General features: G+C 68.1%; 10 protein-coding genes. 2 read left to right on the forward strand and 8 right to left on the reverse strand.

The window, feature by feature from the left end; translation table 11 throughout:
- Both FKP22_RS14715 and FKP22_RS14720 read left to right on the forward strand, forming a co-directional pair.
- The coding region (locus FKP22_RS14715; RefSeq protein ID WP_141288223.1) for a condensation domain-containing protein at positions 1-581 on the forward strand (581 nt) is incomplete at its 5' end.
- A 5-nt stretch (positions 582-586) separates the two neighbouring features.
- Positions 587-1,189, forward strand: a complete 603-nt coding sequence (locus FKP22_RS14720) for a hypothetical protein (RefSeq protein ID WP_141288224.1) — start codon at positions 587-589, stop codon at positions 1,187-1,189.
- 24 nt (positions 1,190-1,213) lie between these two features.
- On the opposite strand, the gene FKP22_RS14725 is transcribed toward FKP22_RS14720, so the two are convergent.
- The 8 genes from FKP22_RS14725 to FKP22_RS14760 all read right to left on the reverse strand — a co-directional run.
- On the reverse strand, positions 1,214-2,158 hold the full coding sequence (locus FKP22_RS14725) for a CysB family HTH-type transcriptional regulator (RefSeq protein ID WP_141288225.1): 945 nt from the start codon (positions 2,156-2,158) through the stop codon (positions 1,214-1,216).
- Between the two features lie 147 nt (positions 2,159-2,305).
- On the reverse strand, positions 2,306-3,859 hold the full coding sequence (locus tag FKP22_RS14730; protein ID WP_170200910.1) for a GGDEF domain-containing protein: 1,554 nt from the start codon (positions 3,857-3,859) through the stop codon (positions 2,306-2,308).
- A 77-nt stretch (positions 3,860-3,936) separates the two neighbouring features.
- Positions 3,937-4,404, reverse strand: coding sequence for a DUF1801 domain-containing protein (locus tag FKP22_RS14735; RefSeq protein ID WP_141288227.1), 468 nt, complete (start codon positions 4,402-4,404; stop codon positions 3,937-3,939).
- Positions 4,405-4,589: 185 nt separating this feature from the next.
- The gene (locus FKP22_RS14740; RefSeq protein ID WP_141288228.1) at positions 4,590-4,970 is read right to left on the reverse strand and encodes a hypothetical protein; all 381 of its coding nucleotides are present in this window, start codon (positions 4,968-4,970) and stop codon (positions 4,590-4,592) included.
- 47 nt (positions 4,971-5,017) lie between these two features.
- The gene (locus FKP22_RS14745; RefSeq protein ID WP_141288229.1) at positions 5,018-5,434 is read right to left on the reverse strand and encodes a hypothetical protein; all 417 of its coding nucleotides are present in this window, start codon (positions 5,432-5,434) and stop codon (positions 5,018-5,020) included.
- Positions 5,431-5,796 (reverse strand): hypothetical protein, encoded by a 366-nt coding sequence (locus tag FKP22_RS14750; protein ID WP_141288230.1) that lies wholly within the window; start codon positions 5,794-5,796, stop codon positions 5,431-5,433. The genes FKP22_RS14745 and FKP22_RS14750 overlap by 4 nt, the downstream gene beginning before the upstream one ends.
- A 126-nt stretch (positions 5,797-5,922) precedes the next feature.
- Positions 5,923-6,804: an archaetidylserine decarboxylase gene (gene asd / locus FKP22_RS14755; protein ID WP_141288231.1), complete on the reverse strand. Its 882-nt coding sequence runs from the start codon at positions 6,802-6,804 to the stop codon at positions 5,923-5,925.
- 156 nt (positions 6,805-6,960) lie between these two features.
- The coding region (locus tag FKP22_RS14760; protein ID WP_211361412.1) for a hypothetical protein at positions 6,961-7,975 on the reverse strand (1,015 nt) is incomplete at its 5' end.

A 7,975-nucleotide genomic window follows, 5' to 3' on the forward strand; every position in this document is an offset into this window, starting at 1 on the left:
TGACGACCCATGTGCTGCTGCTGGCCTGCATGCAATGGGCCATGGCGGCAGGCAATGGCGAGCTGGACGTGCTGACCTCCACGCCCACGCGCAACCGGCCGGCACGTTTTGCCGAGACCATCGGCTGCTTCGTGAACCCGGTCATCGTGCGCCAGCGCATGGACCCGCAGCGCTCGCTGCTGGACAACCTGACTGCCCTGCGCGGCGCGGCCACCGCTGCCTACCGGCACGGCGCCTTCCCGGCCGCACGCGTGGTGCGCGAGCTGTTCCCCGAACTGCTGCGCCAGCGCATTCCGCTGGCCAGCAGCTGGTTCGCGATCCAGGTGGGCACCGCGACACAGGAGGTGCAGCAGCGCCACCAGTTCCGCCTGCTGAACCTGGCGGCCGGCCGCGCGATGGGTGCCGGCTTTGCGCTGGAGCTGCGGCCGGTGGACGGCGTGCTGCGCGGCCCGTTCCTGACCCGCCGCCACTTCGATCCCGACCACCTCGCCCCGCGTCGCTTCCTGGACCTGGTCCAGGCGCTGCTGAGCGACCCACGGCAAACCCTGGCCCAGGCCTGGCGCCGGCCGCTGTCGAACTGAAGACCATGGACTCACTGAAGCAAACGGCCGAGCGACTGCTGGCGCAATCCGACCTGGTGGCCCGGCTGCGGCCGCTGGGCGAGCCTTATGTGCACGGCAGCTTCGACCTGGACCTGATGGTCTGGCCGGAGATCGACGTGTTCCTCGCGGTGGACCCGCCCACCGTGGCCACCGCCTGCGCGGTGACGCAGACGCTGTCCGAGGCGCTGGCGCTGCGCGACATCCACATCATCAACCAGGTCGACCACGCGCCCCGCTTCGCGCTGAAGGACATGGTGCTGCTGGACCTCAGCACCGAGTTCGAGGGCGTGGCGTGGAAGCTGGACATCGGCATCATCCCGACGGCAATGCTGCCCAGCGTGCGCAAGTACAACGCCACGCTCAAGCCCTTGCTGGCACCGGCCACTGCGCAGGCCATCGTCGACATCAAGCGGCAAAGCCTGGCTTCGCCGCGCTACCGCCGGCACAACTGGAAGTACATCGAGGCCGGTGACTGGTTCTTCTCGGGCGACATCTACCGCGCCGTCGCCTTCAACCAGGTCACCAACTTCGATGAGTTCGCCGGTTTCCTGAAGCGCACCAAGGGGCTGGACCCGCTGCCGGCGTGAGCGCCAGCATCAGGACGGCCGATTTCAGAGCGGCGCTTCGGGCGTGCCGACCGGCGCGGCCTGGGCCTGGCGCACCACGTCGGGCTGCAGATGCGGCGCGAAGGTCTGGATGAAGTCGTAGGCGTAGCTGCGCAGCAGGCCACCGCGGCGCACCGCCACGCTGGTGGTGTTGATCGAGAACAGGCTGCGCGCCTCGATGGCCCGCAGCTGCGTGTCGCGCGCCTCGTCGTAGGCGATGGAGGCCATGATGCCCACGCCCAGGCCCAGCTCGACGTAGGTCTTGATCACGTCGGCGTCCATCGCGGTGAGCACCACGCGCGGCGCGAGGCCGGCGCGGCTGAACGCATCGTCGATGCTGCCACGGCCGGTCAGGCCGGTTTCGTAGGTGATGACCGGGTGCTCGGCCAGGCGCTCCAGCGTCAGCGGCTGGTCCAGCAACGCATGGCCCACCGGCACCACCACCGAGTGGGTCCAGCGGTAGCAGGGCAGCGCGACCAGTTCCGGGTTGTCGGCCAGCACATGCGAGGCAATGCCGATGTCGGCCTGGCCGGTCAGCAGCATCTGCGCGATCTGGTCCGGCGAGCCCTGGTGCATCTGCAGCTGCACCTTGGGATGCAGCGAGCGGAAGTCATGCACTGCGCCGGGCAGCGCGTAGCGGGCCTGCGAGTGGGTGGCGGCAATGCTCAGCATGCCGACCTCGCCGAGGCGGAAGTCTTCGCCGGCACGGTGCAGGTTCTCGGCGTCCAGCAGCAGCCGCTCGACCCAGGGCAGCACGCGCTCGCCAGCGGGCGTCAGCCCGGTCAGCCGCTTGCCGGCGCGCACGAAGATCTCCACCCCCAGCTCGTCTTCCAGCTCGCGGATCTGCCGGCTGATGCCGGGCTGCGAGGTGTGCAGCGCCTCGGCCACATCGGTCAGGTTGAAACCCCGGCGCACGGCCTCGCGCACAGAGCGCAGTTGCTGGAAATTCATGATTTTTGTGAGCCGCTGGCGAAACACAGCAGCAGGAGCGGGTGATCAGACGTTTTCCGCATTATTGAAAATCCAGCCCCCAAACACCAACAACTCAAAAAGCGATTCCTTCATCGCTGAGCGCATAAGGACGGCGCGGCCGCGGGGTCATCCCGCCATGTCCTGCCGCTGCACGGGGCCCACGGTCCGGTCGCGGCCGCCATGCTTGGCCTGGTAGAGGTGCAGGTCCGCGGTGCGCAGCAGCTCGCTGGGATTGACCGGCGGGGTGCCGAAGGCCAGGCCGAGACTGGCGGTCACGGGCAGGTCGCCGGCAATGTCGGCGAACGAGGTGGCGCGCAACCGTTTGCGGATCTCGTCGCTGCGCACCATCGCTGCATCGCAGGGGATGCCGCACCAGGCCAGCAGGAACTCCTCGCCACCGAGCCGCGCCGCGAGCATCGGCGTGCCCGGCCCGCTGTCGGACCGGTTGAACACCTCGTTCAACATCGCACCGAAGCGCTGAAGCACCAGGTCGCCAGCCGCGTGCGAAAAGGTGTCGTTGATGCGCTTGAAATGATCAAGGTCGGCAATGGCCAAGCAGAGCGGGACGTCGGCGTGCTCGGCCAGCCAGTGTTCGGCATGGCGGCGGTTGGGCAGGCCGGTGAGCGGGTCCGTCATGGCCAGTTGCTCGAAGTGCCTGGACTGCCTGCGCGCCTCGTCCACCGCCACGGCCTGGCTGGACTCGGCCACCGCCCGGTCGCCCTCCACAGACCGGATCTGCTCGTATGCCGCCACATAGCGGACCATCCATTGGTAGGCCTCTTCCCAACGCTGCAGCCCGGCCATCACCCGCGCACGCACGCCCAGGTCGCGCGCATTGGTCCAGGCGGAGCTGGCGCGAGCGAGGCGCCGAGGGTGTTCAAGCATCGCCAGGGCGCCAGCCGCATCGCCGCGCGCCAGCGCCACCTCGGCGCAGCTCAGCCAGGGATCGCCGTTGACATCACAGCAGCCCAGTTGTTTCTCAAGCCACAGGGACTCCTTGCAGGCGCGCTCTGCGGCAGCGAGCTCCGACAGCGCCAGCCGCGCCCGCGCGACGGACTCCCAGCTGAGCGCGGCGGCGGCCTCCGGGTGCCGCCGCATCATGGCCTCGGCTTCATCGGTGAAATGGCTGGCAATGCCCAGCTCGCCACACTCGGCGGCGACCTCGGCAAAGTTGGCTGCCGTGGCCGACACCAGAGCCGGCAAGCCGGCGACGCGGACCGCAGCCATGGCCTGGTACACCAGTGTGTAGTCGGCCCCGGCGCGGCTGGTCGAGAACAGCGCCGCGACCATCAGCGCCTCGGCATGCCAGGCCGAAAGGTCATCGCTCGACGCCCCGCGCAGCGATGCCTCCGCCCAGCGCATCGCTTCGGCCCGGCGGCCGACGCGGTCGCAGGAAGACACCAGGTAGGTGGCGGCATGCCTGGCCAGCGCGGGCCATGCCTGTGCGGCTTCATGCAGGGCCAGCTGTTCCACCCGCGCCGCCTCGGCCATGCCCTGGCGGCTGCGAACGTCACTGGACAGCAAACGCGCGCGGATCGCCTGCGGCACCAGCCCGAGCGCATCGGCCTGCGCCGCGATCTCGTCACAGGCCGGGATGACCCACATCAATGACCGGTAAACCTCGGCCTCCCAGCGACTCAGCTGCGCGTCCAGATCGGACGCCAGCTCATCGGAGTTCACAGTTGCCATCCGGCCAACACTAGCACCGATCTCGGCAACGACCATAGGCGCTGGTGCCGAGTGCGCGTGACAAAAGTTCACGCTGGCGCCGCGGGTCGCCTCGGCCGCTGCCTGTCGACCTCCGCCTTGACAACGGTGCTGAGCGGCGGCGCGGCATGCAGCGCGCTTTCGTGGGCGGCGATGGCCTGGCGGATCAGTGCCATGACGGCCGGCGCATCAAGGTCTTCCGCCTGTTTCAGCCGAATGCCGCGCACCTGCTTGCCTTTGCCTTCGAGCAGGCCTTGCGGGTCATCGAGCGCCGTGCCGTAGAGGAAAAACAGCGTGACCCACTTCGGGTAGCCGGCAATGGAGAGGAAGGACTCGCGCGAGCGTTCGCTGGGGCTGAAGCCGAAGACCAGCGCGTTGTAGTTGTCGAACACCAGCTCGAAGCCGCGCGGGAAGTGGGCGCGCAACCTGGCGCGCGCGTCGCGCAACTGGGCTTCGATCTCCGGCGTGTACCTGGCCAGGAAGCCGTCGATGCAGGACACCGTGTCGCGCGTGTTCATGAGGACTCCCTGGTGAAGGAGCCGCCGTTGCCCCTGCCTTCATGCAAGGTGCGAAGTGTCCCGCAACGCGCGACGTTCGTCTCGCAGCCCCTGCTGCCAGCCGGATCAGCGGCAAGGTGCATAGGCCACCGCACCGTTTGAGGCAGTGGATCTCTGACTTGTCGTTCACCTGGCCGCCTTGCGCGTCAACGCTCACATTGCCGGCCATCGTGGTTCCAGCGCCCGCCGCTGTCCAGGCACTTGTCCTGTAGCAGCGCACGGTGAGCGCTTGGCCACACTGCCAGCACAAAGGCCGCCATCAGCAAGCCGATGGAAAAACGGCGCCACCTCGGCAGCACCCGAATGAGCCGAAACAGGCCCACCCCTGCCGCCGCAGCAGCACCCGCATAGGCCAGTTGACCTTGCGCCCTCAGCGCCCATCCATGGGGATAAGCATTGGGCGGACCGCCAGACATCCATGCAGAGAACGCGGCGCCATTGAGACACCACAACGAAAAGACGGCAGCAGCACAAAGCACCGTCCAGGCGACGACCGTGCGCACAAAGAGGCAATGGCGAGCGTTCATGCAAGCGGGCCGAGAGGCGATCAACGGAAACAAGTCGGCTGGCCGCCTCAGTGGTCGAACGCGCCCGCCATGGCCAGCAGCCACAGCGCGCCGAAGACAAAGGGCAAGGACTGCGCGGCCAGCTTGCCGTAATTGCCGCTGGTGCGCCCTGGCGAGAGGCTGCACAGCGCGTCCAGCCCGGCGGCCTCGAAGCGCGTGTTGACGACCTCGATGGCCGTCAGCGCCGCAAAGATGCTGATGCCGATCACGGCGGCCACGACGATGCCGAAAAACGGGAAGCCCAGCACCAGCCAGTGCAGCTTGGCGGTCGACAAGGTGCCGTAGGCGGTGAACAGCAGCCCCTGCGACAGGATCAGCCACATCAGCCGGTGGTTGATGAGGTTGTCCTCGTGGGTCCACTGCTCACGCAAGGCGCGGTACAGCTCCCAGTCGGGCAGTTTGTCGGATGGGGCGGCTTGGCTCATGGAACGCCAACCATGAAGGGGAGGCCTGCACCGACGAACAAGATCACAGCCAACACCAAGAACCCGACAAAGCCGAGCAGGGCCTTGATGCGCTGGCCCTTCGGCCGGCTGCGAACGAGGTAGTACGGGACCGCCACCACGGACAGCACAATCACCGCCCCGCCCAGCAGGACCGAGCGCTTATATCGCCGCTCAGCCGCGTCCAGGTAGTACCAGACATACACCAGCACCGCCAATCCGATCGTGAACAAGAGTTCCAGCGGCTTTGGCAGTGGCGCATTGACGGAGGCGAAGTAGCCGCCCAGGGCACCATAAACCACCACCGCAATGAAGAAGAGGATCAGCGCACGCTTGGAGGTCATGAAGCAATCCGCCGCTTACGCAGCGCGTGAGGGTCGAGGGAACCGGCCATGCCGAGACCTGATTCTGACCGCAGATGGCCCCCCTCGAATGCCGCGCAAGCGCGCGATGCCGCAGCAAGTGAACCGCTACCCCGGCAAGCGCATCAACCCCTGCCCCATGCGAACCTGCACCCCGGTCTCCACCCCCTCGCACAGCGCAAACCCCGGCGGTGCAAAGACGATCACCGTCGAGCCGTGCTGGAACCAGCCGAGGTCCTCGCCTTTTTTCACCTGTACCTGGCAGGGCAGTTCGTCCGGGCCGCTGTAGCGGCGCGGGTAGCGCGCCGGTATCAGGAGGTTCAGGAAATGCAGGCGCAGGCTGGCGACCAGGATGGCGGCGACCGGGATCATCGCGATGGGGTGGCCGCCTTGCGCGAGCTTCAGGTGCACGGCCGCACGCTCGTTCTTGCAGAACAGGCGCTCCACGCGCTTGAGCGCGATCGGGTTGACGTTCCAGGTGTCGCCGGCCATGTGGGTGACGTGATGGATGGTCGCGTCGTGCGGGGCGTGGAAGTGGTGGTACATCGCCGAGGTGAGGCGCAGCGTGACGAAGATGCCTTCGGCGAACGGCACGGCGCGGGCGGCATTGCCGAACAGGTCGGCCGCGCTGTACGGGAAGCCCTTGGCCTGCCAGAGCTGGCCTTGCTGCACGCGGCCACAGGCGCCGACGATGGCGTCGCAGGGCGAGACGAGCACGGCGGGGTCTTGTTCGACCGGCCGCGCACCGTCCTTCAGCTCGCGCACGAAACAGGCATGCAGGCTGCGGAACTGCTGTTCCTTCGCCTCGCCCAGGTCCAGCTTGGTGAACTGGCGCCACACCGCGATGGACAGGCGCGCCAGCCAGGGCGACTCGATCTGGCTGAACCAGCCCATCAGCCAGGTGGCGGCGCTGCGCGGGATGCGGTTGGTCAGCAGGAAATTCAGGTCTTCCTGCTGCAGCAGCAGGTCACGCCAGCGGCGAGCTTTCATGGGCAGTCAACAGGCGACACGACAACCCGGCAGTGTCGCCAGGCTGTGTGACAGATCTCCCCATGCGGGCTCCCGCGGGGCAAGCGCCGGGCCGCCCCAAGCCGGCCTGCCATCCCCCGGGGGATCAGCCGACGCCCGCCGGCCGAGGGGTGGTCATCAAGGGAACAGGTGGATGCGCGTGACCAGCCATGGCGGCTGCGTCAGGTCCTCGGTGATCGCAGCGTTGATGGATGGGAGGCGGTGCTCCTGGTCCGAGGCCACCAGCAGCGGCGAGCGCCCGCCCACCGGCGGCAGGAACTGCAGCTTGGATGGGAAGTTGAACAGCACCGGGTCCGGCCCGACGACGACCTGGCGCGAGCCGTTATCGGTGTTGATGCGGACCACGCGCAGCTGCAGCGAGTCGACCGCGTAGAGCCAGTGTTCGCCGGGCTTGGCAGGGTTGAAGGCCAGGCCGTGCAGGGTTTCGGCGGCCACGCCTGCGGCGCGCGGCGAGACCGGCACGATGTCAGCGGCACGGGCCTGCGGATCGCGCGTGGCGTCGGTCAGCGAGGCCATGGGAATGCGCGAGACGCCGCCGTTGCAGGTGGTGGAGAAATACAGCTGCCCGCCGCGCTCGGCCAGGCCGACCACGCCGGGGCCGAAGTTGCCGGCGGTGGCAAACGGGATGCCACCGACCGTGGTCGGCAGGAACTCGCAGGGCGCGAGCGCGGGAATGGGCACGCCGGTGACGGGGAACGCGCCATAGCTGATCGTGCCGTCCAACCCGATGACCCACAGCGCGCCAATGATGGATTCGGACACCACGTACAGCCCGCTGGACGTGACCTCCACGTCCTCGGCGAAGACCAGCGGCAGGCCTTCGAAGCTGACGGTTCGCGTCAGCGTGGCGGTGAGCTGGTGGCTGCGTTCGTCGTACTGCACGTCGTAGTCGTAGACCCGTGCGATGGACGGCACGGTGGGGCTGGGGAAGCCGCCAGAGTCCAGCACCACGACGTGGCCTTCGCGCGGCACGCGCAGCGAAAACGGCAACAGCCAGCCGGCCGGTGGCGCCGGCAGTGTGCCGAGCTGCTGGCCGGTGTAGCGGTCCAGCACCGCCACCGCCTGGCCCAGCGGTTCGGCCACGAAGACCAGCCGCGAATCGCCCGCGGCGACAGAGGTCACCGTGGGCTGG

It is taken from the genome of Ideonella azotifigens, from assembly GCF_006519715.1.
Classification (GTDB): Bacteria; Pseudomonadota; Gammaproteobacteria; order Burkholderiales; family Burkholderiaceae_C; genus Ideonella; species Ideonella azotifigens.

Coding starts and splice junctions, on each gene's coding strand:
- FKP22_RS14720 (WP_141288224.1), top strand. CDS start 587: ATGGACTCACTGAAGCAAACGGCCGAGCGACTGCTGGCGCAATCCGAC.
- FKP22_RS14725 (WP_141288225.1), bottom strand. CDS start 2,158: ATGAATTTCCAGCAACTGCGCTCTGTGCGCGAGGCCGTGCGCCGGGGT.
- FKP22_RS14735 (WP_141288227.1), bottom strand. CDS start 4,404: ATGAACACGCGCGACACGGTGTCCTGCATCGACGGCTTCCTGGCCAGG.
- FKP22_RS14740 (WP_141288228.1), bottom strand. CDS start 4,970: ATGAACGCTCGCCATTGCCTCTTTGTGCGCACGGTCGTCGCCTGGACG.
- FKP22_RS14745 (WP_141288229.1), bottom strand. CDS start 5,434: ATGAGCCAAGCCGCCCCATCCGACAAACTGCCCGACTGGGAGCTGTAC.
- FKP22_RS14750 (WP_141288230.1), bottom strand. CDS start 5,796: ATGACCTCCAAGCGTGCGCTGATCCTCTTCTTCATTGCGGTGGTGGTT.
- asd (WP_141288231.1), bottom strand. CDS start 6,804: ATGAAAGCTCGCCGCTGGCGTGACCTGCTGCTGCAGCAGGAAGACCTG.